The 25464-nt window shown below is 46.6% G+C and carries 20 protein-coding genes, 1 tRNA gene and 1 pseudogene; 9 read left to right on the plus strand and 13 right to left on the minus strand.

What is annotated here, in order from left to right:
* Positions 1 to 161 precede the first annotated feature (161 nt).
* The 4 genes from A8708_RS23610 to A8708_RS23625 form a co-directional block, all read right to left on the minus strand.
* Positions 162 to 974 carry an NAD(P)H-binding protein gene (locus A8708_RS23610; RefSeq protein ID WP_068667772.1) on the minus strand — a complete coding sequence of 271 codons (813 nt, stop codon included), beginning with the start codon at positions 972 to 974 and terminating at the stop codon, positions 162 to 164.
* Positions 975 to 1047: 73 nt separating this feature from the next.
* Positions 1048 to 1488 (minus strand): MarR family winged helix-turn-helix transcriptional regulator, encoded by a 441-nt coding sequence (locus A8708_RS23615; RefSeq protein ID WP_068667773.1) that lies wholly within the window; start codon positions 1486 to 1488, stop codon positions 1048 to 1050.
* 169 nt (positions 1489 to 1657) lie between these two features.
* Positions 1658 to 2494 (minus strand): sugar phosphate isomerase/epimerase family protein, encoded by an 837-nt coding sequence (locus tag A8708_RS23620; protein ID WP_068667774.1) that lies wholly within the window; start codon positions 2492 to 2494, stop codon positions 1658 to 1660.
* A 35-nt stretch (positions 2495 to 2529) separates the two neighbouring features.
* A complete protein-coding gene (locus A8708_RS23625; protein ID WP_068667775.1) occupies positions 2530 to 3603 on the minus strand; it encodes a Gfo/Idh/MocA family protein in 1074 nt (357 codons plus the stop codon).
* A gap of 122 nt (positions 3604 to 3725) precedes the next feature.
* Between A8708_RS23625 and A8708_RS23630 the strand changes: the two genes are divergently transcribed.
* Positions 3726 to 4616, plus strand: coding sequence for a helix-turn-helix domain-containing protein (locus A8708_RS23630; RefSeq protein WP_068667776.1), 891 nt, complete (start codon positions 3726 to 3728; stop codon positions 4614 to 4616).
* A gap of 182 nt (positions 4617 to 4798) precedes the next feature.
* Positions 4799 to 5092: a hypothetical protein gene (locus A8708_RS23635; RefSeq protein WP_068667777.1), complete on the plus strand. Its 294-nt coding sequence runs from the start codon at positions 4799 to 4801 to the stop codon at positions 5090 to 5092.
* A gap of 167 nt (positions 5093 to 5259) precedes the next feature.
* Here the strand turns inward: A8708_RS23635 and A8708_RS23640 are convergent, their stop codons facing one another.
* From A8708_RS23640 to A8708_RS23670, 7 genes and pseudogenes are all read right to left on the minus strand, one after another.
* Positions 5260 to 6243 carry an aldo/keto reductase gene (locus A8708_RS23640; protein WP_068667778.1) on the minus strand — a complete coding sequence of 328 codons (984 nt, stop codon included), beginning with the start codon at positions 6241 to 6243 and terminating at the stop codon, positions 5260 to 5262.
* A 207-nt stretch (positions 6244 to 6450) separates the two neighbouring features.
* Positions 6451 to 7776 carry an ABC transporter substrate-binding protein gene (locus tag A8708_RS23645; RefSeq protein WP_068667791.1) on the minus strand — a complete coding sequence of 442 codons (1326 nt, stop codon included), beginning with the start codon at positions 7774 to 7776 and terminating at the stop codon, positions 6451 to 6453.
* Positions 7777 to 7951: 175 nt separating this feature from the next.
* A complete protein-coding gene (locus A8708_RS36600) occupies positions 7952 to 8344 on the minus strand; it encodes a helix-turn-helix transcriptional regulator (RefSeq protein WP_338044233.1) in 393 nt (130 codons plus the stop codon).
* Positions 8345 to 8457: 113 nt separating this feature from the next.
* A pseudogene (locus tag A8708_RS37130) lies at positions 8458 to 9734 on the minus strand (response regulator); the annotation flags it as partial.
* Entirely contained in the window at positions 9712 to 11481 is a 1770-nt protein-coding gene (locus A8708_RS23660; protein ID WP_068667781.1) for a sensor histidine kinase, read from the minus strand. The gene A8708_RS23660 and the pseudogene A8708_RS37130, both read right to left, overlap by 23 nt.
* Positions 11482 to 11562: 81 nt before the next feature.
* On the minus strand, positions 11563 to 12408 hold the full coding sequence (locus tag A8708_RS23665; RefSeq protein WP_068667782.1) for a carbohydrate ABC transporter permease: 846 nt from the start codon (positions 12406 to 12408) through the stop codon (positions 11563 to 11565).
* Positions 12405 to 13373 (minus strand): carbohydrate ABC transporter permease, encoded by a 969-nt coding sequence (locus A8708_RS23670; RefSeq protein WP_068667783.1) that lies wholly within the window; start codon positions 13371 to 13373, stop codon positions 12405 to 12407. Before A8708_RS23670 ends, A8708_RS23665 begins: the two co-directional genes overlap by 4 nt.
* Positions 13374 to 13820: 447 nt before the next feature.
* On the opposite strand from A8708_RS23670, the gene A8708_RS23675 reads away from it, so the two are divergent.
* The 4 genes from A8708_RS23675 (at position 13821) to A8708_RS23690 (ending at position 17001) form a co-directional block, all read left to right on the plus strand.
* A complete protein-coding gene (locus A8708_RS23675; protein WP_068667784.1) occupies positions 13821 to 14564 on the plus strand; it encodes a spermidine synthase in 744 nt (247 codons plus the stop codon).
* Positions 14565 to 14707: 143 nt separating this feature from the next.
* Positions 14708 to 16264, plus strand: coding sequence for an ABC-F family ATP-binding cassette domain-containing protein (locus tag A8708_RS23680; protein WP_068667785.1), 1557 nt, complete (start codon positions 14708 to 14710; stop codon positions 16262 to 16264).
* 147 nt (positions 16265 to 16411) lie between these two features.
* A tRNA-Lys gene (locus tag A8708_RS23685) sits at positions 16412 to 16483 on the plus strand.
* A 200-nt stretch (positions 16484 to 16683) separates the two neighbouring features.
* Entirely contained in the window at positions 16684 to 17001 is a 318-nt protein-coding gene (locus A8708_RS23690) for a DUF5658 family protein (protein WP_068667792.1), read from the plus strand.
* Positions 17002 to 17925: 924 nt separating this feature from the next.
* On the opposite strand, the gene A8708_RS23695 is transcribed toward A8708_RS23690, so the two are convergent.
* Both A8708_RS23695 and A8708_RS23700 read right to left on the minus strand, forming a co-directional pair.
* Positions 17926 to 21168 carry a response regulator gene (locus A8708_RS23695; RefSeq protein WP_204787624.1) on the minus strand — a complete coding sequence of 1081 codons (3243 nt, stop codon included), beginning with the start codon at positions 21166 to 21168 and terminating at the stop codon, positions 17926 to 17928.
* An 85-nt stretch (positions 21169 to 21253) separates the two neighbouring features.
* Entirely contained in the window at positions 21254 to 22492 is a 1239-nt protein-coding gene (locus A8708_RS23700) for a GGDEF/EAL domain-containing response regulator (protein WP_167355920.1), read from the minus strand.
* A gap of 298 nt (positions 22493 to 22790) precedes the next feature.
* On the opposite strand from A8708_RS23700, the gene A8708_RS23705 reads away from it, so the two are divergent.
* From A8708_RS23705 to A8708_RS23715, 3 genes are all read left to right on the plus strand, one after another.
* Positions 22791 to 23504 carry a response regulator transcription factor gene (locus A8708_RS23705; protein WP_068667788.1) on the plus strand — a complete coding sequence of 238 codons (714 nt, stop codon included), beginning with the start codon at positions 22791 to 22793 and terminating at the stop codon, positions 23502 to 23504.
* A gap of 174 nt (positions 23505 to 23678) precedes the next feature.
* On the plus strand, positions 23679 to 24257 hold the full coding sequence (locus A8708_RS23710; protein WP_068667789.1) for a hypothetical protein: 579 nt from the start codon (positions 23679 to 23681) through the stop codon (positions 24255 to 24257).
* Between the two features lie 228 nt (positions 24258 to 24485).
* Entirely contained in the window at positions 24486 to 25178 is a 693-nt protein-coding gene (locus A8708_RS23715; protein WP_167355921.1) for an MBL fold metallo-hydrolase, read from the plus strand.
* Positions 25179 to 25464: the final 286 nt, after the last annotated feature.

Raw genomic sequence — 25464 nt, forward strand, 5'->3', positions numbered from 1 at the left:
GGTACAAATACCATACCGAATGAGCGGCCTTTTTGGCTACCTTTTTTTGGTTAATCAACAGGCCTGGAAAAAGTACAGTTAAACGTCCCCAAGACGTGGATTTCCCGCGAATTAGCGGGAGGAAATCCAGTTATTTCGCATAAGGGTGCAAAGCTGGGCTGTTAGGTAGCTATAAACTGTTTAATGCTTTCTTTTAGTGAAGTGACGGGGCCTCCAATTAATTTCTCCAAATCTGATGAAGTAGAGGATGTATTAATCTTGCCCAAGAACCCATATATCCAGTTTTGAATCTGAGGATTCTGGCGAAGGGAAACTGGCTTACACGAAAGATCAGACAGAGCTACTGCTAGATCATTGAAAGTCCATGAATGAGGAGCAGTAAGTTCGTACGTCTTATTCTCATGACCCGATTCAGTAAGAACTGCTGCTATTCCTAAAGCGAGATCATGGCGAGTTACCGTATTAAATTTCCAATCTCCAGGGTAAACGCTCAGTTCACCTCCAGCTATTGCAGCATCCAAACCAAGCACTCCGACAAAATCAGTGTATAAGGCATTCCGCAGAAAAGTATATGGAATTCCGGTTGTAAGAATGGCATGCTCCGTAGCCAAATACAGATGAGTTGGTGAAATCAAGCCCTTACCAGGAAAAGCAAAGCTCGTAAATAGTAGATGCTCCACTTTCGCTTTTTTCGCCGCTTCTATGACATGGGCATGTTGTCGTAAGCGAATCGTATCATCGGTATTAGAGCTTGAAATGAATAAAAGTTTGGAGGCTCCAGCAAATGATTGATCAAGTGATTCAGGTTTATCGTAGTCACAGAATCGCACTTCAATGCCTTGCTTCAGATATTCTTCTGCTTTATCAGGTTGGCGAACACAAGCAATGATTTGATCGGCTGAAACTTTCTTAAGGAGTTGCTTCATGATTAAGCTTCCTAATTTACCATTAGCCCCTGTAATGACAATCGACATTGGATTATCCCCTTCTTCCTAAAGTTGTAATTTTAGTTAAGTGCTTAACTAAATAAATAAAACTAGGTTATTATCACCGTAGTTTATTTAATAAAACAAGGAGTTGTTTCATTTCTTGCTCTTCTAACACTTTCATTTTTTCGGCAATTCTTTGACGATTTTCAGGTAAATATTTTAACAGTAAGCTCTGACCTTCACTGGTTATTGAAATCACTGTTTTTCTACCATCCTTGGGATGACTTGCCCGACGAATTAAATCTTCATTCTCTAATGGGATAAGTAAAAGGCTAATATTCGGTTTCGTAACGCCAATTTTCTTGGCGAGCATCGAGGGTAGCATAGTTCCTCCTTCCTTCATAAGTTCAACCAAGATTCGAATTCTTGCACCATTCAAACCTTTGGATTGCCAATATTTTTCGGAGACATCAACTAAATTTGCCGTTGCTTCCACCAGTGAGAAAAAAACGCGTGTATGCATCGGTAAATCATGAACGTATTCTTGCAGCTCTTTCATATGTCACCACCACATTTAGTTAAGCACTTAACTTATTTGATATAAAGTTACTACAGATACGAGGATTTTGTCAAATTCAAATCCCCAAGGATTCGCGTTGGAGGCAGCAGAGCCCCAAAGAAACAAAAAAGCGAATCCGAAGGATTCGCTTTCCATACAACCACACAACCTACAGCCCCGCCGCCGCATATACCTTGTCGAAGCCAGCTTTGGACCGCTCCGCCAGGCTCTCCGGAGAATCTGTCGGCGCTTCGGCCGTCAGAATCTCCTGCGACACGGCGCCGGTGTAGCCAATACGCTGCAGGCCTTGCAGGAAGCCTGCCAAATCAATAACACCCTCGCCCGGATACACGCGTCCGTTGTCGAGCACGTCCTCAACCCGCACATCCGGCGCATCGTTGATGTGCACATGTACGATCTGATCGACGCGGAGCTTCTCGATATCCGCGACAGTCCCGCCATTCGTGTACCAGTGGTACGAATCGAACAATAATCCTACGTTGCTCTCGCCGATCGCATCGATCCAATCCAACGTTTCATCGATTGTCCAGATGAACGGGTTCTGCCACCGTGTCCGCAGGTGATGCGGACCGACGAACTCCAGCCCTAGGCGGATGCCGTAGGCGCCTAGGATCTGGGCGCACGTGCGCAATCTGCGCGTCGCGAGCGCCATGAAGTGCGCTGCCCCGAGATCTGTCGAGGGCAGCACATACGTGCAGCAGCTCGTGCAGCCAAGCGCTGCTGCCGCTTCCGCGGCTTGGGCTAGCTTCGGCAGCCCCTCGCGGAACACCTCTTCCGTGGAACGCCATTCCACGGGCAGACCAATGGACCCGACGACGAGTCCATTCTTCTCTAATAACTCACGAGCACCAGCTACGGTGTGAGTCTCTACAAGGCTCAAAGCGTCGATATCGACCGCTTGGAAGCCATATTTTGCCGCTAACTCGATGAACTGCTCGTTGCTCTCAATCTTGCCAAGCCCTGCTCTCGTTAATCCTCTAAGCATTGAATAATCCCTCCGAATGATGGTTTGTTTCCCGACTAATCCCAGTTCAACTTCACTTCATTACCCGTGCGCGAAGACTCATAGATCGCATCAAGAATCAAATTGTTCGTATAACCGGAAAGCGCCGATGTGATCGGCTGTTTGCCTTCACGAATACAATCTAGGAAATGCAGGCTAAGACGCAAGCGCTCGCCTTCATCATCCTCAGGCTTTTTCAAATCCGTCTCGATTGGGCGGTTAAACTTCTCCATCAACAATTTACCTGTAGCACCCTTGTAACTAGCTCCGCCGTCCGAACCCATGAGGTGTACGAAAGGCGTATTGTCCGTATCCATGTGCACGGCCCAGCTCACTTCAAGCGTCAGCGTGCTGCCATCTTCCATACGAATCAGCGCAGTCGCCAAATCCTCTACATCATACGTACCGCTCCAATTCGGCTTGCCCCATGTGCCAATCCCTTTGCGACGCGGCCCGAATTCGGCGTACGTTGCACCAACAACAGAAACTGGTTTCGGATTCCCCATCAAATAGAGGGCAAGATCCAGCATATGAACCCCGATATCGATCAACGGACCGCCACCGGATTCATCCATTTTGGTGAACCAGGTTCCCCAACCTGGTATGCCTTTGCGTCGGAACCAGCCCGTTTTGGCTGTATAAATTTTACCAAGCTCGCCCGCATCCACCTGCTCCTTGATTTGTAAAGGAACGGATTCCCAGCGCATTTGGTGGCCGATCATCACGATCGTATTCGCCTTTTTGCTTGCTTCATATATTTGTTTAGCCGCTGCGGCGTTAATGCCCATTGGCTTCTCAATAAGAACATGTTTGCCAGCTTCAATCGCTTGTACAGCAAGGGAAGCATGATATTGATTCGGTACCCCAATAATGACAGCGTCGACGTTTGCGCTTTGAATCAGTTCTTCCGGTGTGGCAGCCACATGAGCAATGCCATGTTCTTGCGCTCTCGCTGTTGCTAAAGGCAAGTACGCATCTGTAATCGCCGTAATTTCACAGAGTTCCGCCAGCTTTGAAAACTCCCGAATATGAACCCCGCCAATATTGCCTGCACCAATAATACCAATTCTGATCTTGTTAACGCTTTCCACGGTTCGTTCCTCCTCATAAGTGGGCTGTTGCCCCAGTGCTTTTATGATAAAATAAGATCACGAAGAAGTCGTACCGTATATTCGGAAAACGTCCCATTTTTTCGAAGGAGCCCTGACTGAACATGACGTATTTTCCAGATTATCTGAAAACGTATCCCAATATGCATTCCCCCTTCCCGTTTCACCTAAGTAGAAATACATTGGAACATGGTTTTCGCGCCCACCGCCATGATTACCTTGAGTTCTCGTATGTCGTGGAAGGACACGGGGCAGAATCGATAAATGATGTGAAACACCCGATGGCACCTGGCACTTTCACTTTCGTTCTGCCTTATCAGGTGCATGAGATTTTTACAGACCCGGGTCAAAAGCTAGTTCTCTTCAACGGCATGTTCAGTATGGATCTGCTCATGGAACCAGGTAACGATCAAGGTCTCTCGGATCTGCTCAATGATTCCAATGGATTACCTGCCTATGTACAGTTCGAAGGCGCTGAGAAGGAGATGATGTCCGCTCTTATCGAAGAGATCGTGAAGGAATATCACGGTGATGAGCGCTACAGACAGACGCTTCTGAAGTCCAAATTGAAGGAAATTCTAATTCGCTTTGATCGACATCGCTTTCAGCATGCAGGACAAGAGGAAGAAGCTGCAACATTATCCAGATCCTCCTCAAGATCTAGTCATGCGGTGTGGCCAATCATTCATTATATCCATCGGAATTATCAAGAGGATCTGGCTCTGTCCGATCTGGCAGCTCGCTTCACGATGAGCGTGTCACGCATTAGCGAAGTGATTAAGCAAACGACAGGGCAGACCTATGTCCACTTCCTGCACGATCTGCGCTTGCGCCATGCCTGCAGTCTGCTGGTCTCCACCGACATGAGTGTCACGGAAATTGCCTTGGAAGTCGGTTATGGTTCATACAAAACCTTCTCGCGGATATTCCGAGAGAGCAAAGGCATTGTTCCGAAGGAGTACAGGCGGGTTGAGCATGGGCGTGCGGTGACTTAAATTGCGATGGTGTTCCGTAGAGCGGCAATCCTCTCCTGCAACCTGAGTACGAGATAAGCTGCCATTAGGCGGCTTATTTGCATTTCAACTAGCCTCCGTCAGACAGGGTACTAGATAATGTTAGTACTTATCCTACTGAACTTCATTTACTAAACTATGGTTAATGAAGGGAGATGTCGCGTATGGAGAGAGTCATTATTTATACAAAAGTTATTGATTTTATAGGTTTAATATTACTCGGTATATTTCTAGGTTTCACTTATTCAATCGTATCCATCGTCATTTTGGCTATATGTTCACCTTATTTGGAGACGTATTACGAGATGTTTACCCAAATCTACACGTACTTTTTGCCATTGGCGATCTTGCTGACCACCATCGTTTTCAAACAAGTTAAACCTTTCATCCTGATACTCGTTGCCATCCTGACAGGAACCTATTTCATGTATTTGGTATCACAAGTTGAATTTTTCTAAGTCTGACCCCTATGACCAAAAAAATGACCCACAGCAACGGGCCGCAGGTCTCAAGTTATCTATATTTAAAAAGGGGGTTGCATTTAGTATAGGCTCGCTTCCTTAAATCTACCTGAAATTAAGATTTCAATCTCATTACATTTACATAACAGCATATTGCCATCTGCTTATTTACCCAAAACACGGTTGGACACATCGCTGATTTGCTTCAATTCCTCTGCGGTTAGTGTGAATTGCATAGCTTTCACATTCTCCTCCGCATGATGCGTTTTCGACGCGCCTGGAATGGCGAACACTGTCTCCCCATGCGCATGAATCAACCAATTCAACGCGATCTGCGTCGGTGACGCATCATATAGCTGGGCAAGCTCGTCTAACTTGTCAATGAGTGGCCTTGATCTCTGCAGCCCCGAAGCCCGAAAAGCTGATGTGAATTTGCGCGGACCTTTAATCGCTTTCACCAACTCTGGGTTTTTGTGAAACTTACCGCTTAATATCCCTTGTTCCAGCGGGGAATACGCGATAATCGCGATACCAAGCCCCTTGGCAGCGTCCATGATGCCGTTGTGCTCGATCCTGCGATCCAGCAAGCTGTATTTCACCTGGTTAGATATGAGTCGGAGTCCGTGCTCGCGCAGGACGCGGTCGGCTTCACGCATTTGGTCCGCAGAAAAATTACTGACACCAACGTTCTTGATTTTCCCTGACTTCACGAGCTCAGCCATCGCGTTCATTTCTTCTCGAACGGATGAAAACGAATACGGCTGATGCACTTGATGCAGCTCGATCGTCCGATTCTCCAGCAGACGTATGCGCTCATCAATCGTACTCGTGATGCTGCTTGCCGTGCGAAGGACTGGCCACCATTTCGTCGCAATGTGCGCCCCGTCTGCCAAAGGACCCGCTTCACGCAACGCTTCAGCCAATATGCGCTCAGACTGACCTTTTCCGTAAACCTCCGCTGTATCGAACCAATTGATCCCGCCCCTGAGACTGGTCTGAACGATGCTGCGCACATCCTCTTTCTTCAGGACCGGCCAGAACTTACCTACCATACCTTGACCATTGCTGAATTGCCAGCAGCCCAGTCCGAGTGGCGATAAGGCTAAGGACGAACTGCCCATCTGCCGGATTACTGCTTTCCCCACCATACGTTTCACCTATTCCTCGCTAGCTATGATGTGATTCCTGCCATGATTATACACGATATTCGTTAGAATCACCCGATTCACGTGAGAGGTGAAGTTTGCGCTTATGGACGCGGAAAACTCAAGCTATCGAGAACGTCTCGACGACTTGAGTTTTCATCAATTGCTGAAGTAAAATAGCTATCTCTTATTTCAAATTCAACCAATTATCTATTGGTAATCTTTCGCTTTCTTCACCAATTCATCATATGCCGCTTCTGGCGTAATCTTGCCGAACATGATTTTCTCACCGATATCCTTAAAATCCTTCGCTGTGTAGTTGCTCCAGCCTTTAGCGCCAGGGTTGAATGGCTGCGCATCCGGAGCTACATTCTTGATCAGCTCAATTTGCTGTTTATCCGCTGGAGTCAGCTTCGGAGTCAAATAGTCGAGCACCTTTTTGGAAACGGGCACACCACGCGTTGTCGTCAAAATATCCGCGGCTTCCGTATCGTTTACAAACCAATCAATAAACGCCTTGGACGCTTCAATGCTCTTGGAATCCGCACTAATCGACCAGAACATGGATGGTTTCAAGAAGCCACTAGCCTGCGCACCCTTAGGCTGCGTAACAAATTTATATGCTCCCGGCTTCACGCCCTCATAGCCAGGCAACAGAGCCGCAAAACTCCGTTTGATCAAGACGGTATCGTTATTCATCAAATCCATCTTGGCATCCGATTCTTTATCGGTCGTTGCAATATCTGGCGGAGGAACAACCCCTTCTTTGCGAAGCTCAGCATATTTCTTCGTATAGGTGAGATACGTATCCTTATCCAAATTGAATTTACCATCGACAGTAACTGGGTAGCCTTTACCTTGGCTGGTCTGGTAGGAAGCATACACGGTATAATCATTCGTTGCATCCATCAACGCATATTTATCTTTCTCCAGCTTCGCTTTCGCATCCCTGCCGAATTGGAAATATTGATCCCATGTCCAACCATTGGCCGGAGGTGTAATGCCAAGCTTGTCCACGGCATTCTTGTTAAATAGCATGCCCGTAGCGTTATTTCCTAGTGGAATCGCATACAGCTTGTCTTTATATTTACCGGAGTCGACTAACGATTTATCGATATCCGCCGTATTGATGCCTTTGGACAGGTCCACGAGCTGGTTTCTGCCGCTATATTCGGCTAACCATGCCGGATCCATCTGGATGATGTCAGGCGCGTTCTTCGCCGCTGCTTGTGTAGCCAGCTTATCCGCATAGCCATCGAATCCGGAAAACTCCGGTTCGAAGGTGACGTTCGGATGTTTCTTCGTATACGCATCAAGTGCCTTCAAAGTAGCGTCGTGTCTAGCTTGTGAGCCCCACCATACGATGCGCAGCTTCACCGGTTTATTATCGACCGCTGCGGTTGCTGCTGCCCCACCTGTACTTGGTTTGGCTGTTTCGGTTGTTGGAGTCGTCGTATTGCTGCCGCAAGCGGTCAAGCTTACAGCTGTTAATGCTGTAACTGTCAGTAAACCCCATCTTTTTATCTGCTTATTCATCATTCTGTTAACCCCTTCCCGTATTCAGGTCCATGTGTCAAAGCTTTCCGATAAAAGGAACGAAGGTACTGTGGCAACTCCATTCATCAGCAACGCTTATAACCTCATTATATAAAGGGCAAGACACATTCAAAATAAGGGTAATGAACACATCTCTACCACAATCGAGCACAACTTATTTCTTGCCTAGCTCGCTGGGGTTCATACCGTAATGTTTTTTGAAAATGGAGCTAAAGTACGCTACATTTTTGTAGCCTACCTTTTCGGCGATCTCGTAGATCATGTGTTTGCCTTCTGTCAGCAGCACTTTGGCCTTCTCCAGCCTTACACGGATCAAATAGTTCGTAAATGTTTCTCCCGTTGCTTTCTTAAACATCCGGTTCAAATAATTGCGTGTTAGATACAGCTGTTTCGATAGATCTTCCAAAGCTATGTCCTCGGCATAACGCTCATGGGCGTATTGAATCATGAAATCGATGGCTTCCTTATGTTTGGAATGTTCGCTCCATCCACGCTGTGAGCAAATGCCGGAGATTTTGTTTTTGAGCCACTCCCGGAGCTCCTCCATCGTTTGAATCTTGGTAATTTCCTGGCTTGCCGGCAAGCCGGGAAACAGGTCATCAAGCACGACGCCAGTGTTATACAGGGAATAGGCTAGAATCGTCCAAAGCTCCGAGCATNCATCCACGCTGTGAGCAAATGCCGGAGATTTTGTTTTTGAGCCACTCCCGGAGCTCCTCCATCGTTTGAATCTTGGTAATTTCCTGGCTTGCCGGCAAGCCGGGAAACAGGTCATCAAGCACGACGCCAGTGTTATACAGGGAATAGGCTAGAATCGTCCAAAGCTCCGAGCATAAGTATTGCAGATACGCCGGTGAGACGGAAGGCATCTGACGGAGCTGCGCCAAGTAGTCGTCAATAATCGCAAGCGTCTCCTCTTCCTTCGCATAAACGATAGCCTCCGCCAACTCTTGATAAAACTTGATGGGGCGAATGGTGAAATCGGTCTCTGCTGCATCTGTATGGGACAAGCGAGTTCGATCTTCGCTCAGTGTTTGCTGCAAGAGATCTAGGAAAGCCTCCTCTGTCGAGTCGGAGAGCTGTCGCCAGTCCTCCTGCATACTGCCAATTCCGATACGGATACTCAGCTTCAAGTAGGTCTGGGTGCACGCTATGATATACTCGCCAATACGCCTAATGATTTCCATAGCCTCAGCATCCTCTTGCTCTAAAGGGATATGAAAGACAATGGCAGCATGATGACTATGCAGCTCGATAAATTCCGACTGCGGCCAATCCCGCTCCAGCACCTCACAAATGATATTCACCAGGGCGAACCGGAACAAACTCCAGTCCATTAAGGTGAGATTCAAGATACGGTTGGTACCCATCAGCTCTATCCCCATGATGAGATGTTTCTTCTTTAGCCACGCTTTCTCGTCGATCGGCTCCATACTTTCCTCTGCCATAGCTCGGCCCAACGTACCCGTGACGACCGATTTCAGCCATTCCTTCTGCACGAAAGGCTCATACATCGTTAACCTGCGCCGCGTCTCTTCCTGCTCTAGCTTCGCCAGTTCCTTGGTCTCCAGTTCATGAATCGCCCGCTCTAACACACCACTAAGCTCATCCATCGTGACCGGCTTCGACAAGTAATCACTTACCTGCAGTCGCAGCGCCTGACGCGCATACTGAAAATCGGAATAGCCACTGAGAATAATGATCTCTCCCGCAAATCCTACCTGCTTCAGCTGTTCGATCATCTCAAGCCCATTCATCACTGGCATATAGATGTCGGTAATAATGATGTCTGGACTCGTTTCCTTAACCTTCTGGATCCCTTCCTGTCCATCCATCGCTTCGCCTACCCATTCCGCCTCTAACCGCTCCCAAGGAATAGATTTCTTCATCCCTTCCAGCACTTGGAAATCATCATCAATAATAAGTACTCTCCACATGAAAGGCCTCCTCCACTTCGGCTTTATTAGGCAGAATAGGGAGACGCAGAACCACTTCCGTCCCGCCTTCCGCTCTACCTTGCATCGTGACTCCGTAAGGCTCCCCGAAGTAGGCAGCAATGCGATCCATCACATTCCTAACGCCGTAACCTCCTGTTTTGCGAGGCTTAGGCACATCCCATTCTGGTTTCAGTCCTACGCCATTATCGGAAATAATAATTTCCAATTCGTTCTCCTTGCGCTTAAGGGTGATACCAATCTCCCCAGCCCTTCTGCCATGAAAACCATGAATAAACGCATTCTCGACAAACGGCTGTATCGTTAAACGCGAAATATACAGATCTTTCAGTTCCTCTTCCGCTTCAATGCTGTAGGTGAGACGTTCTCCCCAGCGAATCTTCTGAATTTGCAGGTAGCACTCTACATGCGTCAACTCATCCCGAATTGGAATGACCGTCTCTCCATTGGAAAGGCCAATACGAAACATTTTGCCCATTAACGATACGATCGTACTGATCTTCTCTTGTCCAGAATCAATAGCGATCCAGTTCAACTGATCCAACGTATTGTATAAAAAATGGGGATTAATCATCGCTTGCAGCGCCAGTATCTCCGCTTCTCTCTTGCGCTTGTGCTGGGATTGCAGCGACTGGAGTAACTCTTCAATTCGCTCCATTTGCCGGCGATAACCATTGAACAAGCTCCCGAACTCATTCTTGTAATCGGTCGGCAGATCCAGATCCATGCCAGACCCTGTCGCTGGCACACGTCCCATTCGCGCAAGCAGCAATCGAATCGGCTTCGTAAATTGCCTAGACAGAAACAGTGTGAAGAAAGCAGTGATGCAAATGGCCGTCAGACCGACGGAGACTAGAATATAAGCCAGGCGGATACTACCGTGTACAATGTCTTTCCATGGCGTGATTTCGATTAACATCCAATCTGATCGCACTTTGCTCCATACGAGCAGAGCTCCTTCGCCTCGTTCGTCGGGAAGATGTATATAATTCGATGCGATGTCCTTGCTGCTGATTAGCCCAAGTTCCTCTTCGCTCAAAGTCGGCTTTCCAATCGTAGCGATGGTCCTGCCGCTGGCATCCAACAGCAACCGATTCTTCTCTCTACCCTCGGACTCCCCGCGAACCATGCTCTCAATTGCTGAAGCCTTCACATTGAGCATCAGCATCCCATAGTATTTGTCCGAATTGTTATATAGTTTGCGGGCGAAACTGATAAATTGTTGTGGCCCCTTGTTCGTAGGGAGCGTCCGTTCGCCGATCCAGGCGAAGTCTGAATTCTGGATTTCCGGATACCATGGTTCCTCCCGAACATGCTTCATATCCAGAATTTGCACAGGAGCCTGGGGATCGGTCTTAGTTGGATTGTCTATATATAAGTAGATGGACTGCACCATTGTCGTACTGTACGTGATGCTTGCCAGCATCCGCAGCATATCGTCCCTTCGATGAAATAACTCGAACGGATCCTTTTCGAAGGGATCATAGCCAATCGTATTCATATTCCGGGAGGCAGCCAGCGACATTTGTTCGATCGATTTCAGTTGGATATCAATCTGCTTATTCAACTCATTGAGCATATCTTGTTGGTAGTAGGATGACGTATCCGCCAGCTCCCGCGACGTTACATTGTAGCTGATCCACGTAAAGACGAGCAGCAAGAGCGATAAGAAAGAAGCGAAGCTCCTAAAGAACAAGCGGTCAATTCGCACGCGTTTGAATAAATTCATGGAGAATCTCCCTTCGGGCAGTAATCCTAAAAGCCAAAAAAGCTGCACAATATCGCAGCTTTTCAAGCAACTCTCCAAATTCTACCCCTTCACTGCACCTGACGCAATGCCGTCCACAAAATGACGTTGAGCCATAAAGAAGATAATTAATGAAGGAACGATGGATAGAAGTGACATCGCCAGCAATTGCCCCCAAGGCAAGGCTGATTGGCTATCTACAAACAATTTGAGCGCGAGCCCTACCGTATATTTATCCACCGAGTTGATATACAGCAAGTGGCCGAAGAAATCGTCCCAGTTCCATAGGAAACAGTAGATTGCTACTGTAACTAACGCAGGCTTGGTAAGCGGCAGGATGATACGCCAGTAAATACCGAACCAACTGCAGCCATCGATTTTGGCCGATTCATCCAGATCCTTCGGCAGTCCGCGAATGAACTGAATGAGCAGGAAAATAAAGAAGGGGCCACCGATACCGCCCGCCAAAGCATGCGGGACGTAGAACGGCAGATACGTATTAATCCAACCGAATGTATTGAACATAATATACTGCGGAACTAACGTCACCTGACTAGGCAGCATCAACGTAACCATTAGGATAGAGAACCAGACATTTTTGAGCGGGAAGTCAAGTCGGGCAAATCCGAATGCGACGAGACTGCAAGAAAGCACGGATGTAACTAGCACACCTGCGATAAGCTCGAAGGAGTTCATATAGAAGTGCATGAACGTAAATTTCGGAAGCGCAACCCAGCCGTCGGTAAAGTTGCTCCATAACCATACTTTCGGGAACAAATTAGGCGAGCTCATCTCATCATTCGATTTGAATGCGGCGCCAACCCACCACAAGATGGGATAGACCATAACGATACTGAATAGGGCCAAGAAGATATGGGAGCCGAGAGTCCGGCGTTGTGTGACTGTCATTTCTTACGGCCTCCTTCTGTCTCATAGAATACCCAGTAACGGGATGATGCGAAGATTAGGGCAGTCGCGATGCCGATAATAACAAGCAGTATCCAGGCTAGTGCGGAAGCGTAGCCCATATCGTAGCGAGCGAAAGCTCTTTCGTACAAATACAGTGCATACATATACGTGGAGTTGATTGGACCGCCTTTTGTAATAATGAATGCCTGCGTGAACATTTGGAAAGAACCGATCGTCTGCAGTACCAGATTAAACAACAAAACCGGGGAAAGCATCGGCAGTGTGATATTGAAAAATTGTCTGAGCTTGGACGCCCCATCAACAGAAGACGCCTCATAAAGCTCCGAGGGAATTTGTTTTAACCCTGCAAGGAAAATGACCATCGAAGAGCCGAACTGCCACGCCACCAGAATAATTAACGTGCCAAGCGCTGTACCAGGGCTGCTGATCCAACTGATTCCTTCAACGCCGAAAATGCCTAAAAACTTATTGATAAAACCATCGATCCCAAAAATGTTTTTCCATAGAACCGCAACGGCAATGCTGCTTCCGATTAGGGATGGCAAATAAATAAATGTACGGTAAATCGATATACCCTTGATGTTCTTGTTGAGCAGCATAGCAACCAACAGGGCGGTCACCAGTTTGAGCGGCACAGAGATAACAACGAACAACAGCGTGACCGTGAGGGACTGTCTGAACGTTTCATCGTCGGTGAAGATGCGTTCATAGTTTCTCAAGCCGATCCAATCGGGAGCATCCAGCAGAGTGAACTTAGTAAAGGAATAATAAACCGATCGAATCATAGGCCATAAGGTTAAGAGCAAGAAGCCAAGCAGCCATGGGGAGATGAACAAATACCCTGCTGCAGGCGATTCCCAGCGGCCCTTCCAGCCCTTCCAATTGAAGGCGGAGAACCGCTTTTGTTCCTGCTTACTGGAATTTGTCGTAGGTTGTGTTCGCATATTGGGGCTCACCCTTTTCTAATAGTAATTTCATCTATCATCAGTATAGAAGAGCTCCCTCCCCAAGAAAATGAGAGGATTGAACACAACATCATCCCAATCGAACACAACCCAGACAAAAAAAACCTCCTAGCCTATTAGGCTGAGGAGGGTTGTCTATAGCCATACTTGGACCTTCAATAACGATTACTTCCCTAACATACTGATATAAACCGCCTTGACCGCTGTACCTCCTCTTTCTCCCACTAATCCCATTCATTATCAACAATATCACTAGGCAGCAGATAGGGACTTAGCTCCTGTATTTCCCCTGACTACGTCATGAAGATTTATGAACTCGTCACGATTCCTGCAATGACTTGTCATAATGTTCCGAATGTCCCACTATTCCGTAAGTTGAGCTATGCTATACTGTCCTCATACCTATTATCGAAGGAGACTCGCTCGTTGAACGTGCTATACAGGGAACAAACCGCCCACCACGACATCTCTATTTATGACACTACTACCTTTGCAGATGAAAAAGGCAGCTTCCGCGTCTTGGAGTTTTCCAATCAGGCCATGCAAGGTGCGATGGATTTGGCTCAGCCTGACCGCCTTCTCTTCGAATATCCGCGTGCCATGATTCACCTGATGGGTGTGAACGCGCCTCAATATGAACGTGTCTTCCTTATCGGTCACGGAATCGGCACGATCGCTTCTCACCTGAAAGAGAAACGCTTCACTGTTGCGGAGCTGGATGAACATATCGTGGCGCTGAGCAGGCGCTACTTCGGCTACAACCAGGACAACGTGCGCATCGGTGATGGCAGGCAGCTCCTGGGCAACGAGCCTTCACGAACGTATGATTACATCCTTGTTGATGCTTTTACAGACAAGGGCACACCCTTGCCGTTAACGTCATTAACCTTTTTCCAAATCGCCCAAGATAAGCTCGACGAAGGAGGAGCCATTCTTCTGAATCTTATGGGCAAGGGTGAACATGACCCTCTGCTCGCCGCTATTCACACCACGCTTAGCGAAGTATTTCATTACGTTAAAGCATTCGCCTTACCTTCCGAGGGGCGCCGCGATCTCCAGAATATCATTCTGATGGGTCAAAATAAGCCGATCACCTGCCACATGCGCCATATGGCTGGCTTCGTCGAAATTGAGCCAGGCTATGGGCATATCCTGATGGATGAAGCTTAATTTCCTTTTTTTATTGGCTTGGGGGAGTTGTTTGCCCCCTATCGTTTATAATAAAATGTAAGAAGCTAGGGATAAACGGCTGCGCCGTCTTCCACAAGACGGTATCCGTTTAACAAAAAAGTTCAATAGAAAAGGTGTCATTCATGAGCATATTAAACGTAGAACGACTTAGTCACGGATTTGGGGATCGCGCGATCTTCAACGATGTATCCTTCCGCTTGTTGAAAGGCGAGCACATCGGACTTATTGGCGCAAATGGTGAAGGAAAATCTACCTTCATGAACATCATTACCGGGAAGCTGCAACCGGACGACGGGAAAGTTGAATGGTCCAAGCGCATGCGCGTTGGTTACCTCGATCAACATGCGGTACTTAGCAAAGGCATGACGATGCGCGACGTGTTGAAAGGCGCTTTCCAGTACCTTTTCGATATGGAACAAGAAATGAACGATATGTATGGCCGTATGGGCGACGTTACACCTGAAGAGCTTGAGCGTTTGCTCGAGGATGTAGGAACGATTCAAGATACGTTAACGAATCAGGATTTCTATATGATCGATGCCAAAATCGAAGAAACGGCCCGCGGTCTGGGTCTGACAGATATCGGCTTAGATAAAGACGTGAATGATTTGAGCGGTGGGCAGCGTACGAAGGTGTTGCTCGCGAAGCTTCTTTTGGAAAAGCCAGACATCCTGCTCCTCGATGAGCCGACGAACTACTTGGACGAGCAGCATATCGAATGGTTGAAGCGTTACTTGAACGATTATGAGAATGCCTTCATCCTCATCTCACACGACATTCCGTTCCTGAACAGCGTAATCAATTTGATCTACCACATGGAAAATCAAGCCTTGAACCGCTATGTTGGCGACTATGATCATTTCCTTGAAGTTCACGAAATGAGAAAGTCTCAACTGGAGTCCGCGTATAAGCGCCAACAGCAGGAAATTTCGGAGTTGAAAGACTTCGTTCAACGTAACAAAGCGAGTGTCGCTACGCGTAACATGGCGATGTCCAGACAGAAGAAACTCGACAAGATGGAAGTCATTGAGATTGCCAAAGAGAAGCCGAAACCGCAGTTCAACTTCAAAGAAGGACGTACGGCAGGCAAGCTGATCTTTGAAGCGACAGATCTCGTTATCGGTTACGATTCACCGTTATCCCGTCCCCTTAACCTGCGCATGGAGCGCGGTCAGAAAATTGCGCTCGTCGGTGCCAACGGGATCGGGAAGACGACGTTGCTGCGCAGCATTTTGGGCGAAATTCCAGCATTGTCAGGTTCCGTGCATAAGGGCGAAAACCAACAAGTTGGCTATTTCCAACAGGAAATAAAGGAATCCAACAACAATACGTGTATTGATGAAGTGTGGAATGAGTTCCCTTCCTTGAACCAGTTCGAGGTGCGCGCGGCGCTGGCCCGTTGTGGACTGACCACCAAGCATATCGAGAGCAAAATCGTTGTGCTCAGCGGTGGTGAGAAAGCGAAGGTCCGCCTATGTAAGCTGATTAACCGTGAAACCAACTTGCTCGTGCTCGATGAGCCTACGAACCATTTGGACGTTGATGCGAAGGAAGAACTGAAACGTGCACTGAAAGCCTACAAAGGCAGCATCATCCTGATTTCCCATGAACCTGACTTCTATCGTGATGTCGTGACAGAAACTTGGAATTGTGAGTCGTGGACAACAAAGGTATTCTAATCAATTTGTAGCGCGAGTGCTTACCTCATTGCTGTGGGGTAAGCTTTTTTTATTTGTGTGAGCGGCCGGGGGGTAGAGGATTACGCGGCAGATGCTAGGAAATAGATTGACCCAATCTCACGCGGCATGTTACAATGACTTAATCTTAGGTCCGTAGCTCAATGGCAGAGCAACCGGCTCTTAACCGGTAGGTTGTGGGTTCGACCCCCACCGGGCCTATAATAAATCCCCCGCGATCTGCATCGGATCGCGGGGGATTTTCTCTTAGAGGGCTATGGACTGGACAAACCGCCCTCGCGATGATACATTATGTATCACAGGCGAGATTCGTCCTCAACACCTCTGACCTGCCCGATGCTCGGGAACGCATCCGAATGAAGCCACGGAAAGCGAGGAACCGTATGCTTGTTTTGCGATCCATGTTTAAGAGCAAACTGTTGATATTGCTGCTCATTCTCTGCTTTTTCGATGCGCTATTCACTGATGTTGGCTTACAGCTAGCCCTCATCCAAGAGGCTAATCCGTTAATCCGCCACCTCTATGAATGGCATATCGTTGCGTATTATCTCGTGAAACTGATATTCCCGCTCGCATTAATGTTCATTTATCCCTATATTCGGCAGAAATTATGGGTCCAGCCCTGTTTAACCCTTACCGTTATCGTTTATGCGGCCGTCAATGTGTATCATTTCGTCTGGCTCTCTTACGGACTCACATATGTCGCTGGTCATGCATAGCGTATGGCATAGTAGCCCGTCCTATTAGGACGGGTGTTTTATTTGGGTATAGACGCGGAGCTCCGCGGCGGGGTTGGGGTTGGGGTTGCGGTTGGGGTTGCGGTTGCGCGATTAAAGGTTTGGAGGGCACACTGCCGCTGCAATTATATTAACTGGAAAATGTACAGCTATTTATGAGGAATTTCTTCCGAAAATCGATTTAACTGGAAAATATGTAGTTAAAATCACGCTTTTCTGTTCATATTGTCCAATCGCACTATATTAACTGTAGGTTTTCCATCTATTACAAGTTTGAGCGGAAAATCTTAACTTTTAACTGTATAAAATCCAGTTATTCTCCTGGAGCAGCGTATACTCACAAAACTTTCAGCAATCCATAGCTGTATTTCTACTTTTAAATTAAATCTATTCACTCTTCTGCTCTTCTACTACTTTTCTATTCTGCTATGTGCTCTTCTACTCTTCTACTCTTCTACTCTTCTATTCCTCTGCTCTTCCTCCCTTCTGTTCTCTCCTACTTTCCTCTAATCTCCCCCACTCTCTCCTACTCTCTCATACTCTCTTATACTACCCTATACTCTCTCATAGCGACTTCTCTTCTCTCCACTAACTGCATCTAATCTACTTCACTTTACTCCATGTTACTCCACTCTGCTCACCATTTTTACTTCACTCTTTTCTACTGTACTCTTATCTCCCCAACTCTACTCGCAACCAGCCTATCCCGCCCTGTCAGTAGAGTAAACTTAGGGGGGATTCAAGTGATTCTAGGGATACATCTGCGCCTCATCTTGTGAATTTCTACATGTTGTCGACTTAAAACTCTCGCGAAAAATAGAGGCCTGATGCACGTCAACCATTTCCATCGGTCAACGTTACATCAGGCCTCATCGTCCACTTTCACTTTTAACATGTTCTACACGTTCAGTTAGCTTCACCCACCATTACGTTGGAACTGCTCTGTCCAAGAATGGCGTCGATCTCATGCTGAATCTGCTTCAGAATATGTACAACCTCGGATGGTTGAATGCCATTCTCCAGTTCCTTCTCCATAGCGAGCACTTCTGACACCAGCGCATCTGCGTAGAAATTCACAGCGATTCCTTTCAGGGTGTGGATCTTTCTTTTAACCGCAACATGCTCCCCGCCCTCTATAAATGGAATCAGCTGATCATAGAAATTATGATAATCTTGCTTAAATTTATCCATCATATACTGGAAAATATGTAGTTTATGATCAATGTTCCGCAGCAATTGCTCCACCCCAATACCTGGGTATTGCTTTAGCAAGCTCAGTTGATTCCATTTCCCTAACATATCTGTCAGCTGCCGGTCCGTAATCGGTTTAATGAGCAAATCATTCATGCCCAGCTTCAGCAGCTGCATGTGATCCTGCATAAGCATATTCGCGGTGAGTGCTACGATCGGCACGAGGTTCAGGTGCTTACGCTGTCTAAGCTTCTGCGTTGCTTCATAGCCATCCATCTCTGGCATATGGATATCCATGAGAATCAACTTCCACGGCTGACTGTCAGCTAATTCTAAAGCTTCAAGGCCATTCTGAGCGATTACCGTGTGATAACCCAATTGCTTTAGTTGCTCAGAGATTACAAGCTGATTAATCTCATTGTCCTCTACAACAAGAATATTCCCTTTGGACTCCGTCCCCAACTCCACTTCCGTTTGAGTCATCGACGCAGTTCCCTCTACGACCGCCCGGATCTCCCGCTGAGCTAGTCCCTCGATAGCCAGCTTCAGGTTCGCTCTGCTTACTGGCTTCACAAGCACAACATCCGCTTGCAGAGCCGCTGGCAACTCCGACATCCATTCCCTTCCATCTAGTGTCGTATAAGCGATTATCTTCGTGTGTGAACGGTCTATTGGGGCAATTACACGCTCTAACCCAATCTGGTGCTCGAGATCTTCCATTTGCATATCGAGAAGAACATAGTCGACTGGCGAGCCATTCCACGCATCCTTTTCCAAAGCAGCTACTAAATCCGATGCTGTCGCTACGCGATCTGTCTCCAAATGCATCGCTTCCAGTAATTCAGCGATATGCTTCGCAACGAGCGAATGATCTTCGGCGATTCGGATGCGCTGATTCTGATAAAAAATAGGCTTCGGGTGTTCAGTATCTAGCTGTATATCCTCCTCTGAACGAGCCTTCCCCAGCATCAAGTTGAAATAGAATCGACTTCCGTAGCCAAGGGTGGACTCGACTTGCAAGACACCGCCCATCGACTGGACCAAGTGTTGGCAGATAACAAGTCCTAAGCCTGTCCCTCCATAACGTCGAGTCATCGACGTATCTGCTTGTGAGAACGGTACAAAAAGCTTCGAGAGCTGCTCCTTAGAGATCCCGATGCCTGTATCCTCCATGGCGAAGGAGAGTAAGTAACCCTCATCAGTTGCTTCCTCCAGAGCGACTTTCAATCGCAGATGGCCTCTCTTCGTAAACTTAATGGCATTATTCGTTAGATTAATGAGCACTTGTTCTAAGCGAAAGGGATCACCGCTAACGAGATCAGGCAAGTCCTCCGACGTTTCGAGTATGATCTCAATTCGGTTCTTCCCTAACGATACACTCGCAAGATCAGCTACCTTTTGGAGGGATGCCTCCAGTGAGAAATCCACCGTTTCCAGTGTCATTTTACCCGCTTCAAGCTTCGAGAAGTCAAGAATATCATTAATCGTAGCCAGCAGAACGTTAGAAGATGAATCGATTTTGCTCAAATAGTCTTGCTGAATGGTGGATAGCTCTGTCCTCTGTAAAAGAAGAGACAACCCGATGATTCCGTTGAGCGGCGTACGTATTTCATGACTCATCCTAGCTAAGAATTGACTCTTGGCCCGATTGGACTGATCCGCTTCTTCCCGCTTCTTCAGATCCGTAATATCGTGGACTGTCCCCGTCACACCGTCGATTTCCTTCTCACCTTCCGTAAACAAAGGAGATAACGTTACATTATAAGCATGCTCAGAACCATCCGGATGCAGGAGGTGAATACCGAACTGTTGCGTTTTCCGCTCCAAAATGGTTTGTTCGAACCCCATTTCCCATGCCTCTGGATCATCCATTTGAACCAATTCCGTTAACAGCTTTCCTTTCACTTGGTCGGCATCCATCGCGTACGTAAGATACATCTTACTGTTGGACGAGGCAATTGTACCATCTAGTTGAAAGCGAAAGATGAAGTCTTCTGAGTTTTCTACCAAGGTCCGATACTGTTCATCCCTTGTTCTTGCTTTAATTATAGCAGCGCGTTGCTCCGTAACGTCACAAGCAGAGCCAATCAACTCAATGACATAACTATTTTTGTATATGGGCTGTAGACTTACTAGGATTGTAAATCCGTTGTAGTCGTACTCGTAATTTACACGCTCCCCCTGCCAAGCCCTCTCATAATATTGCTCGATACGAGCCGCAAAAGCTTCGTTAAACACATTTACTTCACTTATTCTCTTGCCAATAAACTGACTTGGTTTCAGCCCAAGCATTTGCAGCAGTTGTCCTTCAATCACAATATACACGAATTCATCACGGTGCTTATGGAGCTTAAACGTGAATCCCGGTTGAAAACGCAGCATATCCAGCAGTTCTTCCTCCACCTGTCGGATCTGCCCTTTATACTCCCGATTTCGAAGCAAATATCGCATAAAGCAAGCGATTACAAAAACACACATGAACTGATAGCTCATGTATTTCAATATAACAACTAGCGATGTCTCGAATACCAACCATACCATCGAATAATAAAAGACAAAAAAGAACATAGAAGCATACAACCAACTCATCCAGTAGGCTTTTACCCGGGTAAAAATGATGCCAGCTCCAATTATCGTTCCAAGGCCAATTAACAAAAGCGGCAAAGAAATTGCGCCTTCCACAACAAATCTAGCTACCCACACACAAACAAACGTAATGAATACAGCCAGCATTCCTCCCATGTAGGCAGCTAGCAGCAGACCGACACCACGGAAATTCAAACTCAACTGTGGGGCCATTTGAATACTGAAATTCATTAAAACGACTACAAGCGCCCCATGAGCCAATCCGATATACACTTTATGTAACCAAGTTGGTCGCTGATCAAGTTTCATGACAAGGAAGAAATGTTCCACGACTACCACAAAGACCGTTATTAACGCAAAATTGACAATCAAATCACGTAACAGAACAATCACCAACCCGTTTCTGACTCTAGTGCGGATACGCTTCTAACCTATCCTTCATCATTCTATCATTCAGTTAGGCTAGTTGATACAACATTTCTTCAATATGTCTAACTTCGACTGGTTTACTATAATAATACCCTTGAACGAAGCAGCAGCCATACTCGCGCAGCACTTGCAGCTCCTCTTCGGTTTCAACACCTTCTGCAACCACAGCGAGGTTTAATTGCTTGGCCATAGTGAGCATGGTGCTCACGATAATTGCGTTCACTTGACCATGTTGCAACCCTTTAATGAACGATTGATCTATTTTTATTTTATCCATAGGAAGATCACGCAGGTAGCCAAGCGAGCTATAGCCTGTCCCGAAATCATCCATAGCAATGCGAAGTCCTAACTCTTTGAGCTTCCCTAATGTATCCGCAGCTAACCTGGCTTCCACACTTAAACTCTCTGTAATTTCAAGCTCTAAGTATTTCGGCTCCAAGCCCGTTTCCTCTAGAATCGCCGCGATCGTGCCACTCAAGCGACAATCATTGAATTGCTTACGAGATAAATTGACTGCAACAAACATAGGGGGAAGTCCAGCGAGCTGCCATTTCCGGTTCTGTCTGCACGCTTCTCGCAGCACCCACTCCCCAATCTCGTGAATAAGTCCACTTTCTTCGGCAATCGCAATGAATTCCGAAGGTGGAACATAGCCCACATTGTCATTGTCCCAGCGAAGAAGACATTCCAATCCGACTACACAATTCGTACTGATATCTACAACAGGCTGATAGACCAGATTAAATTCCTTCTTCATAATGGCATGGCGAAGATACAATTCAATATCCATCCGCCGCTGTAGCAAAGCGCCATTGATTAAGGGAGCGCCAGGCTGCATACTATCCATGTATCCGTCAGATTGCGTGCTCGCGGGATACACGCCTTTTACCCCATTTTGGATAGCAAGCTTGCAACGTTCAAGGAAATAGGTGACTACCCCGTCACCCGAAAGTTCTGAAACTAACATCTCTTTATGGAAATAATCGACTGCGCCAAAACGCATTGCTTGAATCGTTTGAGCGGAGCCTTCTGATGTAAGTGTGCTTAGTATGATCACAGGAATAGGACTATGGTCCATGATGAGTTGAAGTGTCGAAAGTCCCGATAAATCAGGTAAGTCCATATCAATGAGAATTAAATCCGGCCTGTCACGAAACACATATGCCAATACCGCACTGCCATCTGCTATAACGCCTGACAGGACAAGCTGTTCATCCTGTTTCAAGATGGTCGTAATGACCCCTTCGGTTTGTTCCGATTTACTCACTACTAGTACTCTATGCCTGCCTATCAGACTCATTTTTCCGCCACCTCTTCAAACCTATCTTACTTATGTTACCATTATACTTACCACTTATTAGGACACTTCCTTAAACTTCATGAATTTTACAGCTCCTTTTCGCTAATATTTTACTAACATTTTTTTGGAATTCCTAGATGAAAACGGTTTACTCTTAAAATTCGACAGCGTATAATAGAATTATTAGCTAAATATTAGCAACATCACTCACCTCATCACTATTACTAATTTCAAATTAGAAACTATGCGTTAGGGGGAACTTCTAATGGACAGAGTTCTATTAATTGAGGACGATGATATTATCGGTGAGATGATCTGCATGTATCTGAAAGAGGAAGACTTCTTAGTACTCAGGTGTCACAATGGACAAGAGGGTCTCACAGCCCTGCACAATTTCCAGCCAGATCTGATTCTACTTGATCTTATACTCCCAGACTTCGAAGGTACAGAGCTATGCAATTCCTTACGCGGGCTTACTCCCGTTCCGATTATTATCATCTCCTCTAATTCCAAAGTCAGCGAGAAAATCGAAGCTTTCACCGTTGGAGCCGATGATTATTTATGCAAACCATTCAGCATGCATGAAATGAAGGCACGTATCCAAGTACTATTACGCCGCTTCAAAAAGGAACTACCCGCTGAGCAGCTAGTTGCCGCTCCTACCCCGATCCGCCAACGGATAACCGTTCCTGCTATGGAGCTCCAAATTAATTTAGAGAAACGCACCTTGCATGTACGAGGTGAATCAATCGAAATGACCTTCTCTGAATTTGAGCTCATTCGATTGCTAGTGGAACATCCTGAACGGGTTTACCGTCGCGAAGACTTGATCAATGCTTTACGCGGATTCGACTCCTACATAAACGAGCGTGCGATTGATGTACATATTACGAATTTGCGCAGGAAAATCGAGATCAATCCCAAAGAACCAAAATATATTAAGACCGTATGGGGAGTAGGCTACAAATTTGTAATCTAAGCCCATTACATATCGACCTGATCCTAGATTGGATTCGGTCTTATTTTTTGTTCATTGTTTTTAAAAAAAAGTAAAAAATGGGTTGACCTTCCAGTCGTATTCCGTTATCATTTGAATTCTGAACACCGCTGCCGCGGTAACTATTACTATGTAACTTACAGGTGAGGTATTCGTATGCACAATGATAAGTACATGAGGAAACTAGGTACGTTAGGCCAAGGGAAGAACGAATCATGCGACACGTTAACAAGCAACCCAGAGCACGTTGAGCATGGAACGGACGATCATCTAGTCACTCTTAAGCAGGGTGTCTGGTCCACGAAAGTCCCGAACCATCTCGATATCATTCATGTGGGGGAAAATCATATTCATATCTTCAGTTCCTCCATTGAAACCCCTTATGTCATTCCTACTGGCATCCTCGATCTGAATCATCAATTTCACTTACGGAAAGCTCCAAACCAAAGGCAAATCGCACTGTGTATCAAATGGCTGTCCTGTCGCCTGCCGCCTACCCTACAGACATTCGCTTGTATCGGGAGAGGTCTCCATGCGCTGCAACAATCACCTATCGAGCTTGAACAAGATCTCTATTGCTTACGCGAGGATTTCCTACTATTTGCGCAGCAAATCGCCCTCCAGGAGATTCATGCCTTGGCTGCTGAATTCGCTCAAGAGGTTATAGCCATACACTGTGTTATTCTGGCGGGACTGTTTAAAACAGGGGCATCTAAATTCTTGCCACACATTTAATAAGCTGATGTACATGAGCTAATTCAGACTAATCTACCATAAAAATTGTGTGATAAAGTCACTTGCCAAGGTGGCTTTCTTTTTGTATGTATTGAGAGTTCAACCTACTCTACGACAGGTGATTAATTAGCCAGATATTTCTCTATTCATTCATTTATTTAGCCAAACTAAATAGTATTAAGGATACTAGGCTAATTATTAGTGATCTTAATGGGGAGGGGACGTCAGGTGAAAGTCCAAAGAGTTGTTACAGGTGTTTATTGGTTACCACTCGGGACTGTTAATGCTTATATCATCGAAGCGGAGGATGGTCTTATTCTGATTGATACCGGCACGCCAGGAAGTGCCCCTGCAATCGTAGAGGGCATCCAAGCCATCGGTCACAGCCCATCTGACTTGAAGACCATTCTACTTACCCATGGTCATCCCGACCATGTCGGTGGTACCGCTGCACTGAAGCGCGAGGTGCCGCATGTGAAGATCTATATCAGCGAAGTGGATGCGCCGATTGTAGAGAAAGGGCAGCCGCAGCGCCCGCTGACCGCAACGCCTGGATTCATGAATAAACTATTATTTCGTTTATTCATCAGGGAAACGCCGATAGAAACTTTTCCTATCGACGGCTATCTGAAAGCGAATGACACGCTTAGTTTCGCAGCTGGTCTGCAAACGATCCCTGCTCCCGGGCATAGCGCAGGACAATTCGCCTTGCTGCTGCCGAAACAAGGCGGCGTGATGTTCGCCGCGGATGCAGCGGCCAATATGATGGGCCTTGGCTGGAGCATCGGCCACGAGAACTTCCCGCAAGCGAAGCAGGACTTGATCCGCCTAGGGAAGGCGGAGTTCGATGTCGCTTGCTTCGGCCATGGCAAGCCTTTGCGCGCGAAGGCATCGCAAAAGTTTCGAGCAACATGGTCGTAGCTGGCGACTCGCTGCCCTTGAGGGGCCTGAGAGATAGTCGATTTCTTCGACTATCTCGTGCCCTCTCCCCGACACCATCATTTAATTCGATTTTGCCGAACTAATCTCGCTGCGTGCACCTATTTATCTTAATTAGTCCGAAAAAACCCAACTAAATCGCTCCAAATACCTTTCACAGCTGGGAAATGGAGAATTAGTTGGATATAAGAGTCGATTTCACAATTCAAATTGAAAAATTGGTTAGAGTTCTTACGTGGCCTAAGCATTCATTTTTTAAAATTATGCA

Source organism: Paenibacillus oryzisoli, from assembly GCF_001653565.1.
In the GTDB taxonomy this organism is placed as follows: domain Bacteria; phylum Bacillota; class Bacilli; order Paenibacillales; family NBRC-103111; genus Paenibacillus_E; species Paenibacillus_E oryzisoli.

Excerpts from the sequence above, each read along its gene's own strand:
- A8708_RS23645 (WP_068667791.1), bottom strand. The coding sequence starts at position 7,776 with ATGAATAAGCAGATAAAAAGATGGGGTTTACTGACAGTTACAGCATTA.
- A8708_RS23630 (WP_068667776.1), top strand. The coding sequence starts at position 3,726 with ATGACGTATTTTCCAGATTATCTGAAAACGTATCCCAATATGCATTCC.
- A8708_RS23665 (WP_068667782.1), bottom strand. The coding sequence starts at position 12,408 with ATGACAGTCACACAACGCCGGACTCTCGGCTCCCATATCTTCTTGGCC.
- A8708_RS23660 (WP_068667781.1), bottom strand. The coding sequence starts at position 11,481 with ATGAATTTATTCAAACGCGTGCGAATTGACCGCTTGTTCTTTAGGAGC.
- A8708_RS23680 (WP_068667785.1), top strand. The coding sequence starts at position 14,708 with ATGAGCATATTAAACGTAGAACGACTTAGTCACGGATTTGGGGATCGC.
- A8708_RS23620 (WP_068667774.1), bottom strand. The coding sequence starts at position 2,494 with ATGCTTAGAGGATTAACGAGAGCAGGGCTTGGCAAGATTGAGAGCAAC.
- A8708_RS23635 (WP_068667777.1), top strand. The coding sequence starts at position 4,799 with ATGGAGAGAGTCATTATTTATACAAAAGTTATTGATTTTATAGGTTTA.
- A8708_RS23610 (WP_068667772.1), bottom strand. The coding sequence starts at position 974 with ATGTCGATTGTCATTACAGGGGCTAATGGTAAATTAGGAAGCTTAATC.
- A8708_RS36600 (WP_338044233.1), bottom strand. The coding sequence starts at position 8,344 with ATGGAGGAGCTCCGGGAGTGGCTCAAAAACAAAATCTCCGGCATTTGC.
- A8708_RS23640 (WP_068667778.1), bottom strand. The coding sequence starts at position 6,243 with ATGGTGGGGAAAGCAGTAATCCGGCAGATGGGCAGTTCGTCCTTAGCC.
- A8708_RS23670 (WP_068667783.1), bottom strand. The coding sequence starts at position 13,373 with ATGCGAACACAACCTACGACAAATTCCAGTAAGCAGGAACAAAAGCGG.
- A8708_RS23690 (WP_068667792.1), top strand. The coding sequence starts at position 16,684 with ATGTTTAAGAGCAAACTGTTGATATTGCTGCTCATTCTCTGCTTTTTC.
- A8708_RS23615 (WP_068667773.1), bottom strand. The coding sequence starts at position 1,488 with ATGAAAGAGCTGCAAGAATACGTTCATGATTTACCGATGCATACACGC.
- A8708_RS23705 (WP_068667788.1), top strand. The coding sequence starts at position 22,791 with ATGGACAGAGTTCTATTAATTGAGGACGATGATATTATCGGTGAGATG.
- A8708_RS23710 (WP_068667789.1), top strand. The coding sequence starts at position 23,679 with ATGCACAATGATAAGTACATGAGGAAACTAGGTACGTTAGGCCAAGGG.